A 23,499-nucleotide genomic window follows, 5' to 3' on the forward strand; every position below is an offset into this window, starting at 1 on the left:
GACTGTCACCGTAATTGCGGGCTCGGCAAAGACGTGGAGGGGCGCTAGGCCGCGAAATGTGCGAGCTCCGAGATCAGTTTCGCATAGTCGAGCCGATAGGCGTCTATGTCCTTCTGACGCGTGACGTAGACAGGGTGGTGGGCGCCCGTGTCGCCTAGCTTCTTAATGGCTGTCATCGAAGCATCGGTCCCGCGGGTCAGTTTGAGGTATTGTCCAGACGCGGCAAGGCGGATGATGTCTCCAAGGCCCTTGTACTCGCCCGAACCATCCCGAATTACAGAACCATGCCCCCTTTTTTCAAATGCAAGTATCAATAGACACTCCATGAGGCGCCGACAGAGCACTGCGCAACCATCGTGAAAGCCATAATGGTAACAGCCGTTGATCTGAGCGACTATTCGCGCGAGGTAGGTTGGACCCGCCGAGAAGAGGTCTGATGCGAGGATGTGATCATCAGTCAGAGTCGGTGTGGCGCTCCCGCAAAACGGCAAGTATTTACCGTCTAAGCGAGACTTGCTCACCAGTCTGAGTTTCACTGTGCCACGCACCTTTCCGCGAATGACATCCGCGTTTTCGAGCAATTGGCGAGTGAAGCGGGACAGATTAATTTTTCCCTTTAAAGCCAAATCGTGCATCAGGTCTGCCAGTCGAGCAGGCGTTACGTCAGTTACACCTTCTCGTTCAATAAACCACAAGAGAGCGACTGCGCAGCCAACTTCGCTGAGGCCCAGTCTCGAAATCTTCTGCGCGAACTGCTGCAAATTAGCCTGCATCGCTAGCGTTCAGCCATTTTTCGAATTCAGCGTGGGCCTTCGCCGTCAGTCGGTAGGCTGGAGGCGGGCCTCCCCGCTTGCGCCTTCCCGTGGTGGTGAATTGCTGCAAGTGTTTTTTCATAATGCGCGAGACCGCAGCTGGATCAATTCGCACTCCAAGCGCATCGAGTACACGGTGGACTGCCCCGGACGTAAGGGCGTCCCCAACGAACCAAAGTACGAATGCAGCTTTATTGTAGCTGTCGCGCGGTGTGTGAAGGATTTTTCGCTCAATCAGATGGAATTGGTCGCTTTCCTTTACTTCGTTGGCGACTTCATTTGGGTCTATACCCTCTGGTCTCTTAATTTCGTCAGAGGATTGATCGGAACTGCGACGTCGAGCGGCCTTGCGTCCACCGGCTCCTTCAGATGCGCGCGCAGGCTGCTGGTGAGCGGAGTACGGTGTTCCTTGCTTCTCCCACCACCGCTCCAAGAGTTGGTCAACATTGGCTCGTGGCCTTCAAGCTCAATTTCTGCGTCGCCGGACCTAAGGCGGATTTTGACCGTGTCGACCATGGCAATCCCCATCCCGTTCGTACTGGAAGTTGAGGGATCGAGCCGGGACAGTCCAGAGGAATCACGGCCCCTTGCGGGCAATCCACCGACGTGAAAAAAATGTCCCCCAGCGCAAAAAATTGGGTGTCACTGCGACTATAAAAATCGGCTACAAAAGACGAAGGATTGCTGGCAAATAAGTCAATTTCTTCAATGCTTTTGGGTATTTTGCGGTCCCCGCCCAACTTTGCCGGACTTGCCAAAGGGCCTACCCTTGCTTCCCCGCAATAATCTCCTGCAACGTCGCCACATGCCGCGCGAACGCGCCGCGACCCGCAGCCGTTGCGGTGACCGTCGTCTGCGGCTTCTTCCCCACGAACGCCTTCTCCACCGAGACATAGCCCGCCTTCGCCAGCGTCTCGATATGCGCACCGAGATTGCCGTCGGTGGCGCCGGTGAGCTTCTTCAGCCGCGCGAATTCCAGTCCTGCCGTCGCAGGCAGCGCGTTCAGCGCCGCCATGATCTTCAGCCGCAACGGCTGGTGGATGATGTCGTCGAGTTCGGCCATCAGATCCGCCGCATCCAGAGGCCGCCGAGGATCAGGCCGCCGCCGTTGACGAAGGCCATCCAGAGCGGGAAGGCCTCGCCGATATAGAAGAAGCCGATCAGCGTCAGTGCGGAGATGCCCAGGCCAATCGCGACGAAGGCAGTGCCGAACCAGAGGCCCGCCAGAGTGTAGAACAGCATGAAGTAGAGCGGCCAGAACGCGCCCAGCTGGCGCGGGCCGAAATGGCCGATGACGTCAGTGCAGAGGTAGCCGAAGGCGAAGAACGACGCGAAGACCAGCAGCAAGCGGACGTCGAAGCCGGCTGCGCGCGGGTGATGCGGCGGGTTGAGCAGGCGGAGCCCAACCATGCCGAGGACGCCGACGACGTCCACGGCGACCCAGGCATGGACCGCCCAGACCGGCCAGAGCCAGGTGACGAGGTTGCCTGCGAACACCAGGATGCCCCACCAGATCGCCGCGAGGCTCGCCAGCTCATAGAGCTGCGATTGCTTGACGCGCTGGACGATGTCGTCGATGTCGGCCAGCGCCGCGGAGGCTTCCTTGCTGTCGATCATGTCGGCTCTTTCAGGTGCGGGGCTGGCGGGTTCTGCGCGGTGGCAGCGGAGCTTGCTCCCGCCTCTCCCGCTTGCGGGAGAGGCCGACGCGCCCCGGGCGATGCGAAGCATCGTCCCGCGCGCGGCGGGTGAGGGTTCTCACCATGCGGGGACAGTCTCCACAATTCTCGACAATCCCTGTACGGAGACAACCCTCTCCCCAGCCCTCTCCCGCAGGCGGGGGAGGGAGCCCGCCGCCGATGACGCTCCATCGTTCGCTCTCATAGGCGCCTGGCGTGGCGGATCGTATCATGACTGCCCTGCCCCGCGCGTGGCGACGTCCTCGGCGATCGCGTTGACCGCCTTCGGGTTGGTGACGATGCCCATGTGGTTGATGCCGTCGAGCAGCTTGACGTCGACCGACGGTTTGATGGCCTGCACGGTTTCCGCATATTTGTCGGAGATCATCATCTCGTCTTCGGCGCCGCCGAAGATCGTCATCGGATGGGTCACCGCCGGCAAATCGAGGCGATAGCCGCGCGTCGCGTAATTGCGCATCAGGCGATCGGAATAGGTGGAGACGAGGATCTTCTCCATGTTCGGGCGCACCGCCAGGGCCAGCACCGGGAGCTGCGCGCAGCAGTCGATGCCGAGCTTGCGCAATGCAGCGAGGCCGAGGAAGCGCGGGATGTCGGCACTGGCCCAGCCGCCGGAATTCGGACGGTTGGTCGGCGCGTCATAGCCGAGATAGGGCGCGAGCAGCACGGTGCGCACGAACATGTCCTGCATGATCGGCGTCGCGGCGACGCGCAGCGAGAAGCCGGCGCCGGCGGAGTGGCCGACGAGAGTCAGCGGCAGATCCGGCGCGGTCTTGCGCACTTCGGCGACGAAATCGACGAGATCGTCCTCGAGCTGGCCGACGTAACCGATATCGCCGCGGGTGCCAGAGCCGCCGTGGCCGCGGATGTCGAGCGCCCAGGTCTCCACCCCGTGCGCTGACATCGCATGGGTCAGTGCGTGGTTGACGGTGGCGCTGGAGCCGGAGGAGCCATGGATGAAGATCGCGCCGCGGCCGGTCGCAGCACCGGAGCCGTTTCCGTTCCGATGGGATCGGAACGGGGCTCCTGATTCTTGTTTTGACGCGTTTTCTTCACGCGAACCGGCTTCCACTTCGCTTGAAAACGCTTTGGCGGCGTAGTGCCGAAAGCCGAGCCAGGTGCCGTCGCGCGCCTGGAAGCGCTCGAGTGGCGGCAGGGTGGACCAGTCGATGCCCTTGGATGAGTCGGAGACCGACCGCATCTCGGGCGGCCGCTGCAGCGGCGTCGCGATCATCGCGGTCAGGACCAGCGCGACGGCGCCGACCGCACACAGGGCCCATTTCAGTGCGTTGAACATGCCGCGCAGCAACCGGATCGCCATGGCTCGATCTCCCTCGATGCACCATCAATAGAGAACTCTATATTACAGAGTACTCTCCATATCAACCCCGGGATTGGCGCCGCGCCGCGAAAATCCTTAACGTTGGATCTGACCCCACCCTGCCGAATCGTTTGCCGATGCCGCCTGCGGAACCCCTGCTGAACGCCCCCGAATTCACCGTTTCCGAGCTCTCCCAGTCCCTGAAGCGGACGGTGGAGGACGCCTTCGGCCATGTCCGGGTGCGCGGCGAGATCTCCGGCTTCCGCGGCGCCCATTCCTCCGGCCACTGCTATTTCGCGCTCAAGGACGAGAGCGCCAAGATCGAGGCGGTGATCTGGAAGGGCGTGCACGGGCGGATGCGCTTCAAGCCCCAGGAGGGGCTCGAGGTCATCGCCACCGGAAAGCTGACGACCTATCCGGGCTCCTCGAAATACCAGATCGTGATCGAGGCGCTGGAGCCGGCCGGCATCGGCGCGCTGATGGCGCTGATGGAGGAGCGCAAGAAGAAGCTCGCCGCCGAGGGCCTGTTCGACGAGGCGCGCAAGCAGCTCTTGCCCTGGCTGCCGGACGTGATCGGCGTGGTGACCTCGCCGACCGGCGCGGTGATCCGCGACATCCTGCACCGCTTGGAAGATCGCTTCCCGCGCCATGTGCTGGTGTGGCCGGTGAAGGTGCAAGGCGAAGGCTCGGCCGAGCAGGTCGCCGCCGCGATCCGCGGCTTCAACGCGCTGCCGGAGGGCGGCAAGATTCCGCGGCCCGACGTGCTGATCGTCGCGCGCGGCGGCGGCTCGCTGGAGGATCTCTGGTCGTTCAACGAGGAGATCGTGGTGCGCGCGGCAAGCGAGAGCATGATCCCGCTGATCTCGGCCGTGGGCCACGAGACCGACATCACGCTGATCGATTTCGTCGCCGACAAGCGCGCGCCGACGCCGACGGCGGCGGCCGAGATGGCGGTGCCGGTGCGCAGCGATCTGTTCGTCGAGGTCGCCGATCTCGGGCGACGCACGCATGCCTATTGGATGCGCGCCCACGAAAGCCGCCGCAACGAGCTGCGCGCCGCCGCGCGCGCGCTGCCGTCGGCCGGCGATCTCCTGGCGATCCCGCGGCAACGGCTGGATTCGGCGGGCGCCTCGTTGCCGCGCGGGCTGAAGGCCAACACGCACGCGCATTTCCGCAGGTTCACCGCGGCGAGTTCAAAGCTGACGCTGCGGGTGCTGCATGGCCAGATTTCGCAGGCCGATCACCGCCTCACCGTATGCGGCGAGCGGCTTGGCCTGTCCGCGCGGTCCTTGTTGCGGCAGCGGCGCGATCGTTTCGACGGGCTTCAGGTGCGCCTGCGCGCTTCCAAGCTTGCCAATGCGCAAGCGCAGCGCAACGCGATTGTCCGGCAGCGCGAGCGCACGCAGCGTCTTGGCGAGCGTGCTGGCCGCGCGCTGGCGACGTTGATGCAACGGCTGGATGCCCGCGTCGGGAACAGCGGCAAGCTGCTTTCGGCGTTGTCCTATCGCGGCGTGCTCGCGCGCGGCTTTGCGCTGGTGCGCGACGAGGCGGGGCATCCCGTGCATGCGGCGGATGCGATCGGCCCCGGCGCAAGGGTCGAGATCGAGTTTGCGGATGGTCGTGTGGGCGCGACGACCGATGCGGATCGCCCGGCGCCGGCGACCAAGCGCGCGCCAGCGCAGGCAAAGGCTGCCGCGCAGGAGACAAAACCCGCGCCGAAGCGCGTGGGCAAGCCGGTGGATCAGGGGACGTTGTTCTAAGGGGCGAGGGAAGGTGCTTCCACGAACTCGTCATTGCGAGCGCAGCGAAGCAATCCAGAATCTTTCCGCCGAGGGACTCTGGATTGCTTCGCTGCGCTCGCAATGACGGTGTGGAGGCAGCCCGCCTTACCTACACGACAATCCCGCGTCGATCGTGGTCCAGAAGCCGCAATGCTCGGGCGCCTGCATGGGCGCGCCGGCGTGGGCTTCGAACAGGAAGATCGCGACGGTGAAGACGATCAGTGCGGAGGAGAACAGGGCGAAGCGGTTGCGCATGGGGATTGCGTTTAATCGACATCGTGGTCGAACTAAGGCTACCGCGCCAGCCACTGCGAAACTTCCTTCTGCGAATCGGCCCGGGCGACCGCATCGGTGCCGAGATGGCCGTGCTCGGGCGCCGCGGCATCGCTGCCGGCAGCGGCATGCAGCGGCGTGTTGGCGCGGTCGAAATCGTGATAGGCGCCGGGATAGACCACGATGCGCGTGAGCGCGCTGCGGCCGCGCGCGCCGTCCACCATCTGGCGGCAGGCCGGCGGCGACGAAACGTCGTCATCGGCGCCGATCAGCACCAGCGTCGGCACCCGCGCGCTCCAGCCGAGACCGGCCGAGATCCGGCAGTCCGGATAGAACGCGATCGCCGCGCGAAAATCCGGGCCCGCATCGCGCGCCGCGCTCTGCGGCCGCACCGCCCAGAGCAGCGCGCTGGCGCCGTTGGCCCAGCCGATCAGGCTGACGCGGTCGCGCGCCACCCAGCCCTGCTTCATCAGCCAGGCGCGGGAGGCCGCGATGTCGGTGACGCGCTCGCGCCGCGCCTTGACGTGCATCTCCTTGACGCGGCATTGCGGCCCGAGCTCGCGCGAGCCGTAGCTGTCGGGCAGCAGCACGGCGTTGCCGGCCTTGAGCAGCCGCTCGGCCCAGTCGCGATAGCGCGGCAGGACGGACTCGGAATGGCTCCCGAGGCCGCCGCAGCCGTGCAGCGCGATCACGGTCGGAAACGGCCCCTCGCCTTCAGGCTTGTAGAGCTGCGCATGCAGCACGCCGGACGACAGCGGAATGTCGACCTGCTGCGGCGCCGGCGCTGCGCGCGCCGCCGACATCAGCAGCATCAGGAACAGGGCGGTCGATCGAAGGCGCATCGGACTCCGCGGTCGGAGGTGCCGGAACAAGCCCCCCTTCGCGCGAAGCACTATCATGCGGAAACGGCGGCAAAACATCACAAACCGGTGGGTTTACCGGGCGGACAAGCCACCCTATCTATGCTACATCCCGTCCAACACATCGTGCCCTCCAGGGTTTGCCTGGACGCGGCCTTCCACGGAGACTTTCGACCGTGCTGAACAAGTTCGGCCCCTCGGGCAGCGGCGAGGCGCAGGTGCAATATCTCGACGGCGACTTCCGCGTGATCTCGCCGGGGACCTATGTGCGCTGCGCCATCACCGACACGCGGATACCGCTCGACGAATTGAAGTACTGGAGCGTGGACCTGCAGGAGGCCTACGCCACGCCAGCCGCCGTGCTGCAGCGGCACTTCCCCGGCGCGCCGAAGCCGCAGCCGTAGGGTCGCCGGCGGTTGTTGCATCGAAGTCTCCTGATCAAGAGAGATCAGTAAGAGTCTCGCGATGAATGTCCCCTGAATGCAGGTGCCGTAGGGTTGGGCGAAATCACCGCCTGCCGAACCGCCGCTCGCGCGCCTTGTAGAGATGATCGCTGATCAGCTGCCGCAGCTTGGCGGGGTCATCGAATTCGAGCTGCACCGCGAACGGCACGATGCCGTCAGGCACGCCCTCGCTGCCGCGCAGGCGCGCAAGGTCCTTTTCCGTCGTCACCAGCGTGAGCTGCTCGGCTTTCGCCTCTGCTGCGAGCGCGGTGATCTCTTCGCGCGAGAACACGTGATGGTCGGCGAAGGGACGCGTGCGCGCGACATCGATACCGCTGGCGCGCAAGGAGCGGAAGAAACGCTCGGGATCGCCGATGCCGGCGAAGGCCAGGACCCGCTTGCCCAAGAGCTGGGCGACCGTGGCCGCGTCCGGCTTGAGGCGCGCGCGCAGCTCCGGCTTGTTGCGCTTGGCGATCTCGGCCGCGACATCGTTGGCGGCACGGCCGTCGCCGATCACCACCAGCGCGTCGGTACGCGAAAGCTGCGCCTTCAGCGGCGCGCGCAGGGGACCTGAGGGAAACACCTTGCCGTTGCCGAGGCCGCGCTCGCTGTCGATCACGATCAGGGAGGCATCCTTCAACAGCCGCGGATTCTGGAAGCCGTCGTCCATCAGGATGACGGTGGCGCCTTGCGACTTGGCGAGGATCACGCCTTCGAGGCGGTCGCGCGCGACCGCGACAGGGACGTCGCGCGCCATCATCAGCGGCTCGTCGCCGACATCGGCCGCAACGTGGCGTTCGCGGTCAACCATGACCGGGCCCTGCAACCGCCCGCCATAGCCGCGGCTGAGCACCACCGGGGTCTCGCCGAGCTCGCGCAACAGCTTGGTCAGCGCCAGCACGGTCGGCGTCTTGCCGGCACCGCCGACATGGTAGTTGCCGACGCAGATCACCGGGATGCCGGCGTCGACGCCCTCGCGCGCCATGCGGCGCGCGGTGATGGCGCCATAGAGGGCACCGAGCGGGCTGAGGACAAGGGATTGCGGGGAACGCGGCCGGTACCAGAAGGCCGGCTCACGCATTGGCGGCCCCCATCTCGATCCGCAACTGCAGCAGATAGGGTTCGAGCGCGGTCATGGTGCGATTGAGCGCACCGCCGAGCTCCTCGACCACGCTCGCGCCGGCGTGTTGCATCTTGTTGCGGATGGTCGGCTCGGCCAGCAGCAGGCCGAGCTGCTTGACCAGCGCCTCCTGCGTGTCGGCCTGGCGTGCACCGCCTCTGCTGTCGAGCGCCTCGTAGACGTCGGCGAAGTTGAAGACGTGCGGACCATGAACGATGGCAGCACCGAGCTTGATCGCCTCGATCGGATTCTGTCCGCCGTGGCGGATCAGCGATCCCCCCATGAACACGACCGGCGAGAGCCGGTAGAACAGGCCGAGCTCGCCCATGGTGTCGGCGATGTAGACATCGGTGGTCGGGGCGGGAAGCTCGTCGCGCGAGCGCAAGGCGGGTTTCAGGCCGGAGGCCGTGACCAGGCCCGAGATCTGGGAGCCGCGATCCGGATGCCGCGGCACGATCACGGTCAGAAGGTGCGGGAAGAACCCGACCAGGCTGCGATGCGCCGCGACCAGCATCTCGTCCTCGCCCGGATGGGTCGAGGCCGCGACGATGATCGGGCGCCCCCGCGTCATCGCCATCAGCCGTTCGAGCTTGGCCGGATCGGCCGGCGGCGCCGATACGTCGAGCTTGAGGTTGCCGGTGGTGACGACGTCGCGGCCGCCGAGCGCGGAGAAGCGTTCGGCATCGGTCTTCGACTGGGCAAGGCAGATGTCGAACCGCGACAGCAGCGCCGAGATGGTGCCGTACATCCGCCGCCAGCGCGGAAAGGACCTCGGCGACATCCGCCCGTTGATCAGCACCATCGGCAGCCGGCGCGTCGCGCCGGCCAGGATCAGGTTCGGCCACAGATCGGATTCGATGAACAGCGCCAGCGACGGCTTCCAATGGTCGAGGAAGCGCGCGACGTAGCGCGGGGAATCATACGGCACGTATTGATGGATGACGTCGGGCGGAAAGCGTTTCGCCACGACGGCGGCCGAGGTGACGGTGCCCGAGGTCAGGAGGATGCGCAGATTGAGATCGCGCAGGCGCTCGATCAGCGCGGCCGCGGCCAGCACCTCGCCGACGCTGGCGCCGTGGATCCAGACCAGCGGACCATGCGGCCGCACGTCCCGGGACAGGCCTCGCCGCTCGCCGACGCGCGCGGGATCCTCCTTGCCCTGCTTCAGCCGCCGCTTGATCAGCGCAGGCGCGAGCGGCACCAGGCCTGATGCCAGGCGCCGATACATCCGCAGCGTCATCGGCAGCGCTCGTGGCAGCGAATTAGCCATCTTCAGGTCCCGGGCGGCCGAGTTGCGCATAGGCGCGGCGGGTCGCCTCGTTCAAGGTCTCTTCCAGCTCCAGCCGCAGCGCTTCCATCGTGGCCGCGTCGGCATCCGCGGGAACGTGAATTTCCTTGATGCCGACCAATGCGCCCCGCCCGAACGGCAGGTTGATGGTGGTGCGGTCCCAGTTCTTGAGCCGGATGAAGCGGCTGGTCGCCATCGCGAAAGGCATGATCGGCCGCCCCGATTCCCGTGCCAGCATAATGATGCCGAGCCCGGCCACGCGCGAGCGCTTGGGGACATCGGCGGTCAGCGCGACATTACAACCGTCCTGGAGCGTCCGCACCATTTCCTTGAAGGCGCCGACGCCGCCCTTGCGGTGGAAGGCGCCGCCGTGGTCGCCCGAACCGCGGATGGTGCCGATGCCCAGCCGCTCTGCGGCGATCGCATTGAACTCGCCGTCGCGGTGGCGGGAGATCAGGACCCTGGCCTTGTACCAGTCCTTGTTCTTGATGAAGGGCGTGAGGAAATGCTGGCCGTGCCAGAAGGCAAAGATCGCCGGGATCTGCGGCTCGACGCGGTCATAGACGTCCGGCGGATCGAACGTGAATTTGTTGGTCCGCCAGACCAGACGCAGATATTCGGCCGCCAGGATACCCACGGCGCGTTGAACGAAGCTGCTCCGCAGCGTATTGCGAAGCAGTTTTGTCAACGCGCCGGTTCTTGATTCGGGTCGAGCAGCCGGTGGAGATGGACGATGAAATAGCGCATCTGCGCGTTGTCGACCGTGCTCTGCGCCTTGGCGCGCCAGGCGACGTGGGCCGCCGCATAATTCGGATAGAGGCCGACGACCTCGACCTCGTCGAGATTCTTGAAGGTGTTGTGCTCGAGATCGAGCAGTTCACCACCGATGACGAGATGGAGCAGTTGTTGCGGGGCACTATCTGGCATGGTTCTGTTCCTAACGGGCTGCCCGGCAAAGCAGTGTTCGAAAAGCTACGGACGCGCTTCAGGGCAAGGGACGATCTCGAAAATGCGCGACAATGCTCGCATGACGATCGCGTCCCGCTGCCACCAGCACCCCGTGCGTAACTTCCCTGCGGTTATAGAGGATGGGGTCTCCGGAGAGGTCGCTCATCCTACCATCCGCTTCCTGCACGATCAAATCGGCCGCCGCAAGGTCCCAATCATGGCTGTTGCCGCCCGCAAAAGCCGCATCCAGCACACCATCGGCGACCCGGCAAAGGCGTAGCGCCAGCGAACCGATTCGCGGATGCAGCTTGATGTCGCCGCCCGAGGTGTGTAGCCGCTCTACCATCGGCTTCGGGCCGGCGACGCGGGAGAAGTCGAGCGTCGATCCGCCCGCCGCCCGAACGGCTTGACCGTTGAGCGTCGTGCCCTGGCCGCGGGCCGCGAAGAAGAACTCGTCGCTGGCAGGCGCGAATACCGCAGCCAGCACCGGCGCAGCATCCTCGACCAGCGCGACGCTGACGCACCATTCGTCATGGCCGCCCAGATAATTGCGGGTGCCGTCGATGGGATCGACGATCCATGTCAGCCGCCGCGACAGCCGGCTCGAATCATCGGCGCTCTCCTCGGACAGCCAGCCGTAGTCCGGCGTCGCCGAACGCAGCCGCGCTTCGAGCAGATCATTGACGGCGATATCGGCTTCCGACACCGGCGAGGACGCGCCCTTGGTCCATGTCTTCAGTTCGGTGCGGAACATCGACCGCGCGAGCGCGCCCGCTTCCCGCACCGTGTCTTGCAGCAGCGCCGCGTCGCGCTTCAGGATGGTTTGGAGAGAGTGCGCGTCAACGTCCGCCAAGCGTCAAACCCTCGATGCGCACCGTCGGCGCATTGACGCCGTAGCGGAACTCGAGATTGTTCGCAGGCTGCATCGACTTGAAGATCTCGAACAGGTGGCCCGCGATCGTCACCTCGCTGACGGGATAGGTGAGTTCGCCGTTCTCGATCCAGAAGCCCGAGGCGCCGCGGCTGTAATCGCCGGTGACGCCGTTGACGCCGGAACCGATCAGGTCGGTGACGTAGAAGCCCTGCTTGATGTCGGCGATCAGCTCGGCCGGCGTCGGGATGCCGGGCTCGAGATGCAGATTGTACGGTCCCGGCGAGGGCGAGGACGAGACGCCGCGATGGGCGTGGCCGGTGGTGGTAAGGCCGAGTTCGCGCGCGGTGGCACAGTCGAGCAGCCAGGTGGTCAGCACGCCCTCGTCGATCAGCGCGGTCCTCCTGACGGCAACGCCCTCGGCGTCGAAGGTCTGCGAGCGCAGGCCGCGCTTGCGCAGGGGATCGTCGATGATGCGGATGTTCTTCGCGAACAGCTGCTGGCCAAGCTTGTCCTTCAGGAAGCTGGTCTTGCGCGCGATCGAGGCGCCGTTGATGGCGCCGACGACGTGGCCGACCAGCGAGCCCGCAACGCGGGGATCGAACACCACCGGCACCTTGCAGGTCTCGACCTTGCGCGGATTGGCGCGCGCCACGGTGCGCTCGCCGGCGGAGCGGCCGACGATCTCCGGCGACAGCAGGTCGGCGCCGTGCGGCGCCGAGGTGAAGTCGTAGTCGCGCTCCATGCCGGTGCCTTCGCCCGATATCGCGGTTGCCGAAATGCCCTGGCTGGAACGCAGATAAGAACCGTGGAAACCGGTGCTGGTGACCAGCACCATGCCGCCCATGCCGGCGGAGGCCGAGGCGCCGCCGGACTTGGTCACGCCCTTAACGGCGAGCGCGGCGGCCTCGGCCTCGAGCGCGCGGCGCTCGAGCTCGGAGGTCGCAGGCACGTCGGGATCGAGCAGGTCGAGATCGGGGAAGTCGCGCGCCAGCAGCGCGGGATCGGCAAGGCCGACATATTTGTCGTCGGGCGCCACCCGCGCCATCGCCACGGCGCGCTCGGCAAGCTTGGTCACCGCATCGCCGCTGGCGTCGTTGGTCGAGACCACGGCCTGGCGCTGGCCGACCAGCACGCGCAGGCCGACATCGTCGCCCTCGGAGCGTTCGGATTCCTCGACGCGGCCGTCGCGCACTTCGACGCCTTGCGAGATGCCGCGCACCGCGACCGCATCGGCCGCGTCGGCGCCGGCGCGCCTGGCCGCCTCGACCAGCCGCTGCGCGAGATCGGAGAGCGCGGACTGGTCGAACAGGTCGCGATTGGCTTTGGACGAAAGCGTCGAGCTTGGTGAAGGGTTCACAAACGAAATCCTGTTGCGGCGGGAGGTTTCGGGGCGAGAGCGGCCCTGAACACCAGATGTGCCCTGATGGTGCGGACTTCAAGCATTTTCAGCCTGCAAAAGGCTCAGATTCGCGACTTCAGCGCAACGTCTCGTCAATCATGTGCGCCAAGGTCTTGTCAATCATGAGCGGCGGTGACGCTGGATTAACCAGCCTTTTTAAGCGGTTTCCGAAGGGCGCGCGCTAAGGTCCTCACATCGACCGGGAACATAATCCTGGCGGGGAGAACTAAAGCCGTGAGGCGTCAAACAGCAACAAGCGGGATCGCTCCCGCCGGGTCGGGCCGCAGCCTGCGGCTCGACCCCCTTTCCCTTCCGGTCCGCTTCGATGCGCATGATCCGCGCGCCGACGGATACACAAGGCAGATCGAGCTTCACCGCGAACGCGTCGTGCTGCGCCGTGCCGTCCGCGGCATGCGGATGGCGATCAACGTCCGCGTCAGCGACTTCACCGGCGTCGCGCTCCGCGGCAACGACGAAACGCAGACCCTCGTTCTCGTGCATCGCGACCCTTCGCTCTCCGTTCCGCTGCTGGTCAGCGCCGATGGCGACGAACTGGCCGAGGCCTGGGCGATCTGGAGCGAGCTGTTCGCACTTCCGCAGCTCGACGAAGGCGCCCGCAAGCCCGCCGCCCGCCGTCGCCGCTGCAACGCGATCCGCGCCCGCCGTCCGAAATTTTTGATGCGCCGCCGCGCCGGTGTTGCGCGCGAGCTGCCGGTTCATCGCGAGCGCGAGATCATCGCAAGGAACTAAAGGTGCCGCAGGGTGGGTCAGCCGAAGGCGTAACCCCGCTCTTTGCTGTGCACGCGGATAGAAGTTGGTGGATTACGCTTCGCTAATCCACCCCACTCATTCGCATCACGCAGCCCGCGTCACCGCGTCGGCGAGCAATCCCGCAAACAGCAACAGTCCTGCATCGCGGTTCGACTTGAACAGGTGCAGACAGAGCACAGGATCATCGATCCTCAAGCGCACGATCTGCGACGCCAGATGCACGGTGAAAGCCGCGAGCCCGAGCCAGGCCGGCCAGCGCGCGTCGCTGGATGCCAGCGCCACACCGATCAGCATCACAGCCAGCCCGTAAAACAGGATCAGCGCCTGATGCGTATGGGCGCCGAACAGGCGCGCGGTGGACTTGATGCCGATCAGCGCATCGTCCTCGGCGTCCTGATGCGCGTAGATCGTGTCATAACCGATCACCCAAGAAATCGCGCCAGCATAGAGCACCAGCGCGGTGATATCGATGCGCCCGAAGGTGACGGCAAATCCCATCAGGGCGCCCCAGGAGAAGGCGAGCCCGAGCACGATCTGCGGCCACCAGGTGATGCGCTTCATGAACGGATAGATCGCGACGATCAGGAGCGAGGCGATGCCGGTCAGGACCGCGAAGCGGTTGAACTGCAGCAGCACCACGAGACCGACCAGCGCTTGCGCGACCATGAAGGCCAGCGCCTGCTTCGTGGTCACCTGGCCCGACGGCAGCGGCCGCGAGCGGGTGCGCTCGACCTTGTCGTCGAGGTCGCGGTCGGTGATGTCGTTCCAGGTGCAGCCCGCCCCGCGCATCACGAAGGCGCCGATGAAGAACAGGACGATGGTGAGCGGCAGACGGCTGGCGTCATGCGCCATGCCCGCGGCGAGCGCCGCCGACCACCAGCACGGCATCAGGAGGAGCCAGGAGCCGATCGGGCGATCGAAGCGCGATAATCGCAGATAGGGCCGCGCCCATTGCGGTGCGAGCGTATCGACCCAGTTGCCGGTGGAATCGGCAACGCGGGCGGATGTATCGGTCATCGGGTGAGGACGTTGCCGTTGAGCGTGTCGAAGGTGCTGCCGCCCTTCTTGCCGGCATTGGCCTCAGGCGCCGAGCCGGAGCCCAGCACCTCGCTCAGCGACGGACCGGCCGGACCGCGCGGCTGGTTCTGCATCTGCTGCGCGACATTGCAGACCTTCGTCGTCATGGCCTCGGTGTTCTTGTGGCCGTCCTTCATCTGCGCGCCGACCTGCGGCGGGATTCCGCATTTTGCGGCGTTGGCCTCGATGTACTTGATCATCTTGGTCTCGGCCTGGCTGAAATTGCGGATCAGCTTGCAGGCCTCGTCGGGCGGGGCATGACGGTCGCTCGCGGCCTTGATCAGCTTGCCGCGCTTCTCGGCTTCCTCGCGCAGAGGAATGAAGGCCTTCATGCAGTCCTCGCCGGGACCGCCTTGCGTCGGCGGAGCTGCGCTGAAAGCACCGGCGCCACCCACAGGTGCTGCACCGTTCACGGGAAAGGACGATTGCGGCGCGCCGCCGACGGACGCGACCGGCGCGGAGCCGTTGACCGGCGGAAACGCGGAACTGGATGGGGCCTGGTTCGGCAGCGGCGCCGGGAACGCGCTTTGCGCATAGGTACCCGAGGCACCGATGGTGACCATGGCTACAGTGATCGGAACCATCAAATGACGGATCATCAAGGCAGTCTCTCCGGCAGGAGCCTACGGGGTTCGGCGTCTTCCCAATTGAAGCGCAACAGCGTGCTCGCGTTTTTACGATTCCCGCCGGCTCTTAACAACCCGTCGAATAGGGCAAGAGCGCGGCGCGCCGACGCACCAGTTTGGCAATATTTACCCCCGAAATAGCGGCTTTCGGTTAATAACGGCACCAAATTGGACCCGTTGAACGATGCCCTCCTACAATTTTCGCGCCCCCCGCCTGTTCGTCGACGCCCCCCTGGCCCAGGACGCCAAGGTCCCGCTCGACCGCGAGCAGGGCAATTATCTCGGCAATGTGCTCCGGCTCGCCGCCGGGGCCGAGGTCCTGGCGTTCAACGGCCGCGACGGCGAATGGCAGGCCGCGATCGAAGGCCGCAAGCGGCCGGACGGCCTCGTCATCCTGCAGCAGGCCAGGCCCCAGGACGCCCTGGCCGACCTCACCTACGTCTTCGCCCCGCTCAAGCATGCCCGGCTGGACTACATGGTGCAAAAGGCAATCGAGATGGGCGTCGCCACGCTTCAGCCGGTCCTGACCCGGTTCACCCAGGCCTCCCGGGTCAACACCGAGCGGATGCGCGCCAATGTCGTCGAGGCCGCCGAACAATGCGGCATCATGAGCATCGCCACCGTGGCCGAGCCACTGGCGCTGGACCGGTATCTCAGTCAGCGCCCCTCCGGCCGGCTGCTCATCTTCTGTGATGAGGCGGCGGAGGTCCAGGATCCCATTGAGAGCCTGAAAAAGGCCCGCGAGGCCGGCCCTGACCAAGGCGGACCAGGTATCGACGTATTGATCGGCCCCGAAGGCGGTTTCGCCGAGGAAGAGCGCGCCCTGCTGTTGCGGCAGCCGACGATCCTGCGGCTGCCGCTGGGACCCCGGATCATGCGGGCCGATACCGCCGCGGTGGCGGCGCTGGCGCTGGTCCAGACGGTGCTCGGCGACTGGGGGGGCGGTTAGATTGCCCCGCGCCGAGACCGATTCAGGGTCTCGGACGGCAGCTCTCCGAAGGCCGCCCGATAGCTCGCTGCAAACTCGCTCAGATGCCAGAAGCCATGCGCAATGGCGCAAGCCTTCACACTCCGCCGCCCGGGGCCGATACGAAGCTGCCGGCGCACGGACCAGAGGCGCAAGACCCGGCTATAGCGATGCGGGCTCATGCCACAGATGGCCTGGGTGGCGCTCTGGAGCGTCCGCACGGAGACGCCAACCTGCTCCGCCAGTTCAGTCGTCTTGTGCCAGACCGTCAGATCGCGACGGATCAATCCTTCCATTTCCGCGACGATCCGCCGATAGCCATCCGTCGCGGACGGCACGGGTCCACAACCCGCGTCGGTGCGGATCGCGGCTTCCATCGTGCTGAGCAGGGATTGCTGCACAACGGTTTGCGACGCCGGCTCGTTCAGGAGGTCCGGATCATTCGCGGCGGTTTCGAGCGTGACGGAGATCAGGCGGCGCAAGGAGACGAGCACGTCGGGCGCCGGGTTCAGCAGATGATGGCCATCAGCCAGTTGCGCCCAGGGCTCGTGGGCGGGCGGACTGAAATAGACGATGCCGATCAGACGGCCCTCCGGCTCGTACACCAGGCAGTCGGAATCGCCTTTCAGAACGACCACGGAACTCCCAATCGATTGCCCGTTGATACGGGCAGAGGTCACATGATCCATCGGTACCGACACGGCCACGGCATTCGTCAACCGATAGCCGCGAACGATCCGCGGGAAGGTTTTCACCAGGGAGAGCGTGAGGGTCGGCAAGCTCAGCCGGGCACGCATGATCGCGGTCGTCCCGGCGGACAACGGCATGCTGGATGCGCCGGCGTATCTCTCACTTTCGTCGAAATGATCGACGTCATACGATTGAAGCTCGAGCACCGAGGATGGCCTGAGCCCCTGGAACGACAACGAGCGGTCCGTCGCTATTCTTTGCGCCCCGTCGCGCACCGCATTGAGATGGCTTTGGTCCATATGCCGCCGCTTACTTCGCCTTCCTTGTCGACGCGGCGCTCTTGGCGACACGCAGGTCATCCGGTCCGTTGATGCCGGCGCGCTTGAGATCTCGAAGCAGCTTCGTCAGCAACAGCATGTTGGTCTTCTGCAGTTCGTGATTGTTTCCAAACTTGAACATGTTCTGCTCGGTCACGATGAGCCCGGCCTTCGTCTCCGCAAGAATTTTGCGCCGCTTCAGTGCCGTCACGCGACGACGCACTGTCTCCAACGGCAGGCTGAGGAAACGAGAGAGTGCCGCTCGTGATACTCCTTGCTTGATCACATCCGGCTCGACCGCATCAATGCTGGAGAATCTCTCGTCCAGCGACGGATCGTTCATCACATGAATGACGTTCGCATTGAGAATCGCGTGAATGATCAAGAGGTCCAGCGGATCGAATTCGTCGTAGTGCCGGAACAGCTCGCTGATCGAAAACAGCATATAGGCCAGCGTATGTCGCGAGACCGTCCGGATGATATCTGAAGCATTGCGCATGAATCGGAAACCAACATTCACATTGTAAACGAACGCCGCGGCGAACGGATCATCCGCCCTACCCAAAATGAGTATGCGATGACTTGTCAGCCGTCCTCAATTTCTCATTGTGACGCTGGGCCTTGCTGCATCGCGGCCCGTCGGGCGGACGATCTCGCGCCGTATCGATCGCACAGGCAATCGCACGGGAAGACATGGCGATGGATGACGATGCCATATCCGACAGGCCGCGACGCGAGGCACTGCAACTGATCAAAGCATTTCTCGGCATCACCGACCCGGGTAAACGGCAGAGGGTTCTCAGACTGGCGGAGCAGCTCGCGGATGACGCTTCATACGAAGCAGCGGGACCTGGCGCCCCGACACATCCCGGACCCCACATGAAATGAGGGCGAAGCATCCTCGCCCCAATGGAATGCTGAGAGCGGTCGGTATTAAAATACCTAATGCGACTCGCACATAACTCTGAGCTACACACCCATTCAGGGGGCCCGCGAGGCTCCGTCGCCGTTAAGCGATTGATCCTTTGGAGGTCGAAACCGTTTCCGGGCCATGCTAAGGGCTGCGCCAATTCGCCTGTCTCGCCTTGCCCCTCCCGGTTCCGCCGGGAAAATGGACCCCTGTTATGACCGCGACTGCCACCTCAAATGCTGCCGGCTCCGCCGCCTGGGCGGATACGCTGCTGTTGTCGTTCGCGCAGGCCGGCTATGTCAGGGCGGAGCCCGCGATCCTGCAGCCGGCCGAGCCGTTCCTGGATCTCTCCGGCGAGGACATCCGCAAGAGCCTCTATCTGACCACGGACCTGTCCGGCGAGGAGCTCTGCCTGCGGCCGGATCTCACGATTCCCGTGGCCCGCGACTACCTCGCCTCGGGGCGCGCCGGCCAGCCGGCCGGATTCAGCTATCTCGGTCCGGTGTTCCGTTACCGCAGCGGGCAGGCCAGCGAATTCATGCAGGCCGGCATCGAATCTTTCGGCCGCCAGGACCGCCCCGCAGCCGATGCCGAGATGCTGGCGCTGGCGCTGGAAGCGACCGCGGCCTTCGGCGTCCGCGACGTCGAGATCCGCACCGGCGACGTGGCGCTGTTCAATTCCTTGCTCGACGCGCTCGACCTCTATCCGGTCTGGCGCCGCCGCCTGGTCAAGGACTTCAACCGCAAGATCAGCCTGGAGCAGGATCTGGAGCGGCTGGCGGCCGCGACCACCGCGACGCGCAGCGAATATGAGGGCGTGCTGGCCGCGCTCGCCGGCTCCGACCGCAAGGCGGCGCTCGCGTTCGTCACCGATCTGATGTCGATCGCCGGCACCACCAATGTCGGCGGCCGCACCACGGCTGAGATCGCGGACCGCTTCCTCGAGCAATCCACGCTGAAGGGCGGCGCGCTGCCGCGCGAGGCGATCACCGTGCTCAAGCGCTTCCTGTCGATATCAGGCAATCCCGACGACGCCATCGCCGAGCTGCGCGCGCTGACAATTGATGCGAAGCTCGATCTCGCTGTTGCCATCGACCAGTTCGAAAGCCGGGTCGGCTTCATGGCGGCGCGCGGCATCGACGTGAAGCAGACGCGTTTCTCCACCGCGTTCGGCCGCGGCCTCGACTATTACACCGGCTTCGAATTCGAGCTGCACTATCGCGGCAACGGCGCCGAGCCGCTGGTTGCCGGCGGCCGCTATGACGGGCTGATGACCCAGCTTGGATCGGCCGATCCGATTCCCGCCGTCGGCTTCTCGGTCTGGGTGGATGCGCTGACCGGGATCGGCCGCAAGGTGGGAGCTTAAGTCATGAGCGCGCCATTCGTTCTGGCCGTTCCCTCCAAGGGCCGCCTCCAGGAAAACACCGAGGCCTTCTTTGCCCGTGCCGGGCTCAAGCTGTCGAAGGCCGGCGGCGCCCGCGATTATCGCGGCACCATCGCAGGGCTCGACAATGTCGAGGTCGCCTATCTCTCGGCCAGCGAGATTGCCTCGCAACTGTCCCGCGGCTTCGCGCATCTCGGCGTCACCGGCGAGGATCTGGTCCGCGAGAACATCGCGGACGCCGACAGGCGCGTGTCGCTGATCGACGGGCTGGGCTTCGGTTATGCCGACGTCGTCGTCGCGGTGCCGCAGGCCTGGATCGATGTCCGCACCATGGCCGACCTCGACGACGTCACCACGGGCTTCCGCGAGCAGCATCACATGCGGATGCGGGTCGCGACCAAGTTCATCAACCTCACCCGCGCCTTCTTCCAGAGCCACGGCATCACCGATTACCGCATCGTCGAAAGCACCGGCGCGACCGAAGGTGCGCCGGCGGCCGGCAGCGCCGAGCTGATCGTCGACATCACCACCACGGGCGCGACCCTGGCCGCCAACGGCCTGCGGGTGCTCGACGACGGCGTGATCCTGCGCAGCCAGGCCAATCTGGTCGCCTCGAAAGACGCAGACTGGTCGCCGCAGGCACGCGAGACCGCGCGAATCATCCTGGATCACATCGCGGCGCGGGCACGGGCCAACAAATACCGCGAGGTACGGACCCGCTTCCGGCAATGCGACGCGGCCCTGCTCGGCGAGGCCCACAGCCGGTTCGGCGTCGAAGCCCCGTTCGGCGGGCCGACCTCGTCGGGCATGCTGACGCTGCACTGCCCGCCCGGCCAGCTCTATGCGCTGGCGAGCTTCCTGCGCGAGCACGGCGCCGAGACCGTCTCGGTGGTCTCGCTCGACTACGTGTTCGACCGGGAGAACCCGCTGTTCGCCCGGCTCGAGGCGTTCCTGCGGCAGTGAGCCTCAGGTTCGTTCAGCGTAGCGACAGCAAACCGCAGCTACCATATGCTGTTGAGACGACTTGCAGGACGACTTGCAAGAAGCCTTGATTACCTCTGGGACCTTGATCGATGACGCTGGGCTCTGACGTTTCCGGCCTGACCACCACCGCGGCCGGCGCCGCGGCGAAGGGACTGTCGATTGTCGTGCCCCTCTACAACGAGGCGGCGGGACTGGCGTCCCTGCACCAACGCATTTGCGATCTCGCGAAAACCTTAGCGCAGCGCTATCGGCTTGCCTGCGAGATCGTCTATGTCGACGACGGCAGCGCCGATGCGACGCTGTCGATCGCACACAGCCTGCCGGCCGACGCGGTCGACGTCCAGGTGGTGTCGCTGTCGCGCAATTTCGGCAAGGAGGCGGCGCTGATGGCCGGCCTCGACCATGCCCGGCTTGGCGCTGTCATGTTCATGGACGGCGACGGCCAGCATCCGCCTCATCTGGTCGAGCAACTGGTGCGGCACTGGATCGAGGACGGCTATGACGTCGTCTATACCGCCAAGGCGCATCGCGACAACGAGCCCTTCCTGCGCCGCATCGCCGTGCATGGTTTCTACGCGCTGATCAATTGGGGCGCCCGCCAGAAAATCCCGGAGGACGCCGGCGACTTCCGCCTGCTGTCGCCGCGCGCGGTCGCGGCGCTCAGGCAGCTGCCGGAGCGCAATCGCTTCTTCAAGGGTCTCGCAAGCTGGATCGGGTTCCGCCAGATCCGCGTCGACTACGAGCCGGCGCCGCGCATCCATGGCGTGACGACGTTCAGCGCCGCGCGCCTGCTCGGTCTTTCGATCGAAGGGGTGACCTCGTTCTCGGTGGCGCCGCTGCGCTTTGCCAGCCTGCTCGGCGTGATCCTCGCCGGCGGCGCCTTCCTGTTCGGCCTGTCGATCCTCTGGGAGGTCTGGACCACCGGCAAGCAGGTGCCCGGCTATCCCTCGCTCGTGATCGGCCTGATGACGATCGGCGGCGTGCAGCTCATCATGATCGGCATCGTCGGCGAATATATCGGCAAGATCCTCTCCGAGCTGAAGGCGCGCCCGATCTACTTCGTCGCCGAGCACAGTCAAAAGCATTTCGAGACCGACAAGACCCAGGACACTTCAAGACAGGACGCTTCAAGCCAGGACGCCGCGAAGCGGACGGCGGCCGAATGAGCGCGGCGGCGCCGCGGCGGATCTGGCTGTGCGCCGACGACTACGGCATCAGCCCGGGCGTCAACCGTGCCATCCGCGACCTGATCGAGCGCGGCCGCCTCAACGCGACGTCGGTGATGATGGTCGGCCCGGCGGTCGGGCGCAGCGAGATCGAGGCGCTTCAGGCCTCGGCAAAGCTAAGCCCGCGCTGCGCGATCGGATTGCACGTGACGCTCTCGGCGCCGTTCCGGCCGCTCACCATGCATTTCCGTCCGCTCGACGGCGACATGTTCCTGGCATTTCCGAAGCTGCTGCGCGCAGGCCTCACGCGAAGGCTCGACCGCGAGTTCTTTCGCAACGAGGTGAAAGCGCAACTCGTGGCCTTCATGGAAGCATTCGGGTGCCCACCCGACTTCGTCGACGGCCACCAGCACGTGCAGCTCTATCCGCAGGTGCGCGACGGCTTTGTCGATGCCGTCACCGATGGCGCCCCGAACGCCTGGGTGCGGCAGGGCGGGCGCGACCTGCCATTGGCGCAGCGGCTGGCCTCGCCAAAGGCCATGGTGCTCGACATTCTCAGCGCGCAATTCCGCCGCCGCGCCGGTAGCGCCGGCCTTAGCTTCAATCCCGGCTTTGCAGGAGCCTATGACTTCACGCGGGCCGCCGATTTCGGCGCCCTGATGCGACAATTCCTGGAAGGCCTTCCCGACGACGGCCTCGTGATGTGCCACCCCGGCTTCGTCGACGACATCCTCGCCGGCCTCGATCCGATGACCGACGTCCGCGAACGCGAGCACGCTTATCTCGCCGGCGATGCCTTCGCGCGCCTGCTGACGGACAGCGGCGTCACGCTGGGGTAACCCGCCGAAGCAGGCTTTGAGGCAGCTTGTCGCATACCGAAATTTAATCCGGCCGGCACTGTTGGGGCCACAATGGAACCCTACATCTGGCTCGCGCTTGTTTTGTGCGAGGGAGATTGATCATGACGCCGCAGGAACGCCAGCTCGTCGACGACCTTTTCGACCGGCTTTCGAAACTGGAAAACGCACCGCGCGATCCAGACGCGATCGCTGCGATCTCCGACGGCCTGCGCAAGGCCCCCGGCGCGATCTACGCGCTGGTGCAGACGACACTGTTGCAGGACGAAGCGCTGAAGCGCGCTCATAACCGCATCCAGGAGCTGGAAGCGGCGCATGCGCCGGAGCAGGCCCAGTCGGGCGGCTTCCTCGATACCATGCGCGACACGCTGTTCGGTGGTGGCCCCGTACGCGGCTCGGTTCCGAACGTGCCGCCGCGCGACTCGCGGCCGGTCTGGAACACCGGCCAGGCCATGCCGCAGCCGCAGCCGGGCTACGGCCAGCCGCCTTACGGGCAGGCCTACGGTCAAGGCCCGGGTCAGGGCTATGGCGCCCCGCCGGTCGGCGGTGGCGGCGGCTCGTTCCTCGGCACGGCCGCGGCTGCCGCGGCCGGCGTCGTCGGCGGCTCGCTCCTGCTCTCCAGCATCCGCGGCATGATGGGCGGATCGCACCAGCAGGCCTTCGGCGACACCAACTCCCTGGGCGGTGATCGCAGCCCCTGGAGCGGGAGCGATCAGTCCGGCGGCTCGCTCGCTCGCGATGCCGGTCTCGACGATATCGGATCGAACCGCGACTCCCGCCAAAGCTTCTCCGATCAGGCCTCGAACGACCAGAACGACGACGACGACAATCGCGACGACGGCAATATGGACCTGGCCGACGACAGCGATTTCGGCGGCGGAGACGACGGCGGCAGCGATTACGCCTGATCGCGGCAAGCCCCCGTCATCAACCTGAA

At 65.6% G+C, this 23,499-nt stretch carries 26 protein-coding genes; 9 read left to right on the forward strand and 17 right to left on the reverse strand.

Translation table 11 applies throughout. The annotated features are described in order from the left end of the window. Positions 1-44: 44 nt before the first annotated feature. The 5 genes from FNV92_RS30535 to FNV92_RS30555 all read right to left on the reverse strand — a co-directional run bounded on the left by FNV92_RS30535 (position 45) and on the right by FNV92_RS30555 (position 3,827). A complete protein-coding gene (locus FNV92_RS30535; RefSeq protein ID WP_143843313.1) occupies positions 45-773 on the reverse strand; it encodes a hypothetical protein in 729 nt (242 codons plus the stop codon). Between the two features lie 324 nt (positions 774-1,097). Beyond that, complete coding sequence (locus FNV92_RS30540; RefSeq protein WP_143843312.1) at positions 1,098-1,328, reverse strand: hypothetical protein; 231 nt, start codon at positions 1,326-1,328, stop codon at positions 1,098-1,100. Between the two features lie 247 nt (positions 1,329-1,575). Then, positions 1,576-1,875, reverse strand: coding sequence for a winged helix-turn-helix domain-containing protein (locus FNV92_RS30545; protein ID WP_100176495.1), 300 nt, complete (start codon positions 1,873-1,875; stop codon positions 1,576-1,578). Next, the gene (locus FNV92_RS30550; protein WP_143843311.1) at positions 1,875-2,429 is read right to left on the reverse strand and encodes a hypothetical protein; all 555 of its coding nucleotides are present in this window, start codon (positions 2,427-2,429) and stop codon (positions 1,875-1,877) included. The genes FNV92_RS30545 and FNV92_RS30550 overlap by 1 nt, the downstream gene beginning before the upstream one ends. A 288-nt stretch (positions 2,430-2,717) precedes the next feature. Then, on the reverse strand, positions 2,718-3,827 hold the full coding sequence (locus FNV92_RS30555; RefSeq protein WP_168213482.1) for an alpha/beta hydrolase: 1,110 nt from the start codon (positions 3,825-3,827) through the stop codon (positions 2,718-2,720). A gap of 137 nt (positions 3,828-3,964) precedes the next feature. On the opposite strand from FNV92_RS30555, the gene xseA reads away from it, so the two are divergent. Continuing rightward, on the forward strand, positions 3,965-5,587 hold the full coding sequence (xseA, locus tag FNV92_RS30560; RefSeq protein WP_168213481.1) for an exodeoxyribonuclease VII large subunit: 1,623 nt from the start codon (positions 3,965-3,967) through the stop codon (positions 5,585-5,587). Positions 5,588-5,713: 126 nt separating this feature from the next. On the opposite strand, the gene FNV92_RS30565 is transcribed toward xseA, so the two are convergent. Continuing rightward, positions 5,714-5,863, reverse strand: coding sequence for a hypothetical protein (locus tag FNV92_RS30565; protein ID WP_015688590.1), 150 nt, complete (start codon positions 5,861-5,863; stop codon positions 5,714-5,716). Positions 5,864-5,901: 38 nt separating this feature from the next. Further along, complete coding sequence (locus FNV92_RS30570; RefSeq protein WP_168213480.1) at positions 5,902-6,723, reverse strand: dienelactone hydrolase family protein; 822 nt, start codon at positions 6,721-6,723, stop codon at positions 5,902-5,904. Positions 6,724-6,917: 194 nt separating this feature from the next. Here FNV92_RS30570 and FNV92_RS30575 point away from each other — a divergent pair, with 194 nt between their 5' ends. Beyond that, a complete protein-coding gene (locus tag FNV92_RS30575) occupies positions 6,918-7,145 on the forward strand; it encodes a DUF2093 domain-containing protein (protein ID WP_015688592.1) in 228 nt (75 codons plus the stop codon). A gap of 103 nt (positions 7,146-7,248) precedes the next feature. Here the strand turns inward: FNV92_RS30575 and lpxK are convergent, their stop codons facing one another. The 6 genes from lpxK to FNV92_RS30605 are packed head-to-tail and all read right to left on the reverse strand — an operon-like array spanning position 7,249 to position 12,771. After that, positions 7,249-8,265 carry a tetraacyldisaccharide 4'-kinase gene (gene lpxK / locus FNV92_RS30580; RefSeq protein WP_143843307.1) on the reverse strand — a complete coding sequence of 339 codons (1,017 nt, stop codon included), beginning with the start codon at positions 8,263-8,265 and terminating at the stop codon, positions 7,249-7,251. Next, positions 8,258-9,604, reverse strand: coding sequence for a 3-deoxy-D-manno-octulosonic acid transferase (locus FNV92_RS30585; RefSeq protein WP_143843306.1), 1,347 nt, complete (start codon positions 9,602-9,604; stop codon positions 8,258-8,260). The genes lpxK and FNV92_RS30585 overlap by 8 nt, the downstream gene beginning before the upstream one ends. Continuing rightward, positions 9,567-10,280, reverse strand: coding sequence for a lysophospholipid acyltransferase family protein (locus FNV92_RS30590; RefSeq protein WP_015688595.1), 714 nt, complete (start codon positions 10,278-10,280; stop codon positions 9,567-9,569). Before FNV92_RS30590 ends, FNV92_RS30585 begins: the two co-directional genes overlap by 38 nt. Next, a complete protein-coding gene (locus FNV92_RS30595) occupies positions 10,277-10,519 on the reverse strand; it encodes a DUF4170 domain-containing protein (RefSeq protein ID WP_015688596.1) in 243 nt (80 codons plus the stop codon). The genes FNV92_RS30590 and FNV92_RS30595 overlap by 4 nt, the downstream gene beginning before the upstream one ends. 58 nt (positions 10,520-10,577) lie before the next feature. Further along, complete coding sequence (locus FNV92_RS30600; RefSeq protein WP_143843305.1) at positions 10,578-11,393, reverse strand: 3'(2'),5'-bisphosphate nucleotidase CysQ; 816 nt, start codon at positions 11,391-11,393, stop codon at positions 10,578-10,580. Beyond that, the gene (locus FNV92_RS30605; protein ID WP_143843304.1) at positions 11,380-12,771 is read right to left on the reverse strand and encodes a TldD/PmbA family protein; all 1,392 of its coding nucleotides are present in this window, start codon (positions 12,769-12,771) and stop codon (positions 11,380-11,382) included. The genes FNV92_RS30600 and FNV92_RS30605 overlap by 14 nt, the downstream gene beginning before the upstream one ends. 276 nt (positions 12,772-13,047) lie before the next feature. Between FNV92_RS30605 and FNV92_RS30610 the strand changes: the two genes are divergently transcribed. Continuing rightward, the gene (locus FNV92_RS30610; protein ID WP_143843303.1) at positions 13,048-13,563 is read left to right on the forward strand and encodes a DUF6101 family protein; all 516 of its coding nucleotides are present in this window, start codon (positions 13,048-13,050) and stop codon (positions 13,561-13,563) included. A gap of 105 nt (positions 13,564-13,668) precedes the next feature. Here the strand turns inward: FNV92_RS30610 and ubiA are convergent, their stop codons facing one another. Both ubiA and FNV92_RS30620 read right to left on the reverse strand, forming a co-directional pair. Continuing rightward, the gene (gene ubiA / locus FNV92_RS30615; RefSeq protein WP_015688600.1) at positions 13,669-14,601 is read right to left on the reverse strand and encodes a 4-hydroxybenzoate octaprenyltransferase; all 933 of its coding nucleotides are present in this window, start codon (positions 14,599-14,601) and stop codon (positions 13,669-13,671) included. Then, positions 14,598-15,260, reverse strand: a complete 663-nt coding sequence (locus FNV92_RS30620; protein WP_143843302.1) for a hypothetical protein — start codon at positions 15,258-15,260, stop codon at positions 14,598-14,600. The genes ubiA and FNV92_RS30620 overlap by 4 nt, the downstream gene beginning before the upstream one ends. A 211-nt stretch (positions 15,261-15,471) precedes the next feature. Here FNV92_RS30620 and FNV92_RS30625 point away from each other — a divergent pair, with 211 nt between their 5' ends. Then, positions 15,472-16,236: a 16S rRNA (uracil(1498)-N(3))-methyltransferase gene (locus FNV92_RS30625; protein ID WP_143843301.1), complete on the forward strand. Its 765-nt coding sequence runs from the start codon at positions 15,472-15,474 to the stop codon at positions 16,234-16,236. Here the strand turns inward: FNV92_RS30625 and FNV92_RS30630 are convergent. Together FNV92_RS30630 and FNV92_RS30635 are read right to left on the reverse strand one after the other, a co-directional pair. Continuing rightward, positions 16,233-17,243 (reverse strand): helix-turn-helix domain-containing protein, encoded by a 1,011-nt coding sequence (locus FNV92_RS30630; RefSeq protein WP_143843300.1) that lies wholly within the window; start codon positions 17,241-17,243, stop codon positions 16,233-16,235. The genes FNV92_RS30625 and FNV92_RS30630 overlap by 4 nt on opposite strands. Before the next feature lie 10 nt (positions 17,244-17,253). Continuing rightward, complete coding sequence (locus tag FNV92_RS30635; protein WP_244623604.1) at positions 17,254-17,826, reverse strand: hypothetical protein; 573 nt, start codon at positions 17,824-17,826, stop codon at positions 17,254-17,256. Between the two features lie 559 nt (positions 17,827-18,385). Between FNV92_RS30635 and FNV92_RS30640 the strand changes: the two genes are divergently transcribed. The 5 genes from FNV92_RS30640 (at position 18,386) to FNV92_RS30660 (ending at position 23,470) form a co-directional block, all read left to right on the forward strand. Further along, positions 18,386-19,537 (forward strand): ATP phosphoribosyltransferase regulatory subunit, encoded by a 1,152-nt coding sequence (locus FNV92_RS30640; protein ID WP_143843298.1) that lies wholly within the window; start codon positions 18,386-18,388, stop codon positions 19,535-19,537. 3 nt (positions 19,538-19,540) lie between these two features. After that, a complete protein-coding gene (gene hisG / locus FNV92_RS30645; protein WP_143843297.1) occupies positions 19,541-20,518 on the forward strand; it encodes an ATP phosphoribosyltransferase in 978 nt (325 codons plus the stop codon). Positions 20,519-20,628: 110 nt separating this feature from the next. Beyond that, a complete protein-coding gene (locus tag FNV92_RS30650; RefSeq protein WP_143843296.1) occupies positions 20,629-21,705 on the forward strand; it encodes a glycosyltransferase family 2 protein in 1,077 nt (358 codons plus the stop codon). Continuing rightward, on the forward strand, positions 21,702-22,544 hold the full coding sequence (locus tag FNV92_RS30655; protein WP_143843295.1) for a ChbG/HpnK family deacetylase: 843 nt from the start codon (positions 21,702-21,704) through the stop codon (positions 22,542-22,544). The genes FNV92_RS30650 and FNV92_RS30655 overlap by 4 nt, the downstream gene beginning before the upstream one ends. Positions 22,545-22,666: 122 nt before the next feature. Next, a complete protein-coding gene (locus FNV92_RS30660; protein WP_143843294.1) occupies positions 22,667-23,470 on the forward strand; it encodes a DUF2076 domain-containing protein in 804 nt (267 codons plus the stop codon). Positions 23,471-23,499 lie beyond the last annotated feature (29 nt).

Origin of the sequence: Bradyrhizobium cosmicum, assembly GCF_007290395.2 — a bacterium.
GTDB classification, from domain to species: Bacteria; Pseudomonadota; Alphaproteobacteria; order Rhizobiales; family Xanthobacteraceae; genus Bradyrhizobium; species Bradyrhizobium cosmicum.

Bases quoted from the DNA above. Each gene is read 5' to 3' on its own strand.
- FNV92_RS30585 (WP_143843306.1), bottom strand. From the start codon at position 9,604: ATGCGCAACTCGGCCGCCCGGGACCTGAAGATGGCTAATTCGCTGCCA.
- FNV92_RS30620 (WP_143843302.1), bottom strand. From the start codon at position 15,260: ATGATCCGTCATTTGATGGTTCCGATCACTGTAGCCATGGTCACCATC.
- FNV92_RS30540 (WP_143843312.1), bottom strand. From the start codon at position 1,328: ATGGTCGACACGGTCAAAATCCGCCTTAGGTCCGGCGACGCAGAAATT.
- lpxK (WP_143843307.1), bottom strand. From the start codon at position 8,265: ATGCGTGAGCCGGCCTTCTGGTACCGGCCGCGTTCCCCGCAATCCCTT.
- FNV92_RS30570 (WP_168213480.1), bottom strand. From the start codon at position 6,723: ATGCGCCTTCGATCGACCGCCCTGTTCCTGATGCTGCTGATGTCGGCG.
- FNV92_RS30535 (WP_143843313.1), bottom strand. From the start codon at position 773: ATGCAGGCTAATTTGCAGCAGTTCGCGCAGAAGATTTCGAGACTGGGC.
- FNV92_RS30565 (WP_015688590.1), bottom strand. From the start codon at position 5,863: ATGCGCAACCGCTTCGCCCTGTTCTCCTCCGCACTGATCGTCTTCACC.
- FNV92_RS30555 (WP_168213482.1), bottom strand. From the start codon at position 3,827: ATGGCGATCCGGTTGCTGCGCGGCATGTTCAACGCACTGAAATGGGCC.
- FNV92_RS30630 (WP_143843300.1), bottom strand. From the start codon at position 17,243: ATGGACCAAAGCCATCTCAATGCGGTGCGCGACGGGGCGCAAAGAATA.
- FNV92_RS30550 (WP_143843311.1), bottom strand. From the start codon at position 2,429: ATGATCGACAGCAAGGAAGCCTCCGCGGCGCTGGCCGACATCGACGAC.
- FNV92_RS30625 (WP_143843301.1), top strand. From the start codon at position 15,472: ATGCCCTCCTACAATTTTCGCGCCCCCCGCCTGTTCGTCGACGCCCCC.
- hisG (WP_143843297.1), top strand. From the start codon at position 19,541: ATGAGCGCGCCATTCGTTCTGGCCGTTCCCTCCAAGGGCCGCCTCCAG.
- FNV92_RS30655 (WP_143843295.1), top strand. From the start codon at position 21,702: ATGAGCGCGGCGGCGCCGCGGCGGATCTGGCTGTGCGCCGACGACTAC.
- FNV92_RS30545 (WP_100176495.1), bottom strand. From the start codon at position 1,875: ATGGCCGAACTCGACGACATCATCCACCAGCCGTTGCGGCTGAAGATC.
- FNV92_RS30595 (WP_015688596.1), bottom strand. From the start codon at position 10,519: ATGCCAGATAGTGCCCCGCAACAACTGCTCCATCTCGTCATCGGTGGT.
- FNV92_RS30650 (WP_143843296.1), top strand. From the start codon at position 20,629: ATGACGCTGGGCTCTGACGTTTCCGGCCTGACCACCACCGCGGCCGGC.
- ubiA (WP_015688600.1), bottom strand. From the start codon at position 14,601: ATGACCGATACATCCGCCCGCGTTGCCGATTCCACCGGCAACTGGGTC.
- FNV92_RS30660 (WP_143843294.1), top strand. From the start codon at position 22,667: ATGACGCCGCAGGAACGCCAGCTCGTCGACGACCTTTTCGACCGGCTT.
- xseA (WP_168213481.1), top strand. From the start codon at position 3,965: ATGCCGCCTGCGGAACCCCTGCTGAACGCCCCCGAATTCACCGTTTCC.
- FNV92_RS30640 (WP_143843298.1), top strand. From the start codon at position 18,386: ATGACCGCGACTGCCACCTCAAATGCTGCCGGCTCCGCCGCCTGGGCG.